1 pseudogene is annotated in these 358 nt (G+C 55.9%); it reads right to left on the bottom strand.

Annotated features, from left to right (window positions below):
- A pseudogene (locus tag MXD62_RS10470) lies at window positions 1-358 on the bottom strand (glycoside hydrolase family 15 protein); the annotation flags it as partial.

The raw sequence follows: 358 nt of genomic DNA, 5'->3' as shown, positions 1-358 counted from the left end.
TATCTGAATCGTTTGCGGCAAGGATCGCGCCGTTCTGGTCGATTTGTGTGCGCACGATCAGCAGGCTTTTTTTATAGAGAGAGATCAGTTTCGGGGGGAGATCGGCAAAATCGAGGGGTTCTTTATTCACCCAGCGCTGCCAGTAGACGCCGACCCGGTTCAGCAAATGGTCGGGATCATTCTCCAGCACGTACTGGTTGGCAGTTTTGACGGCGTCATAGGAATCACCGATACACACCCAGTAGTGCAGGGTCTGCTCCTCATGCGGGCCGATCAGCATGCGAAACGACACCGTGCTGTCGACGGAGCCTTGGGCAATCGGATTTCCGGCCAGCACACCGTCTTCAGCATCCCGCCA

It is taken from the genome of Frankia sp. Mgl5 (assembly GCF_023242985.1).
Lineage (GTDB): Bacteria > Actinomycetota > Actinomycetes > Frankiales > Frankiaceae > Parafrankia > Parafrankia soli.
Note: the sequence above shows the minus strand (reverse complement) of the source record. Positions and strands in the feature narration are given on the sequence as shown.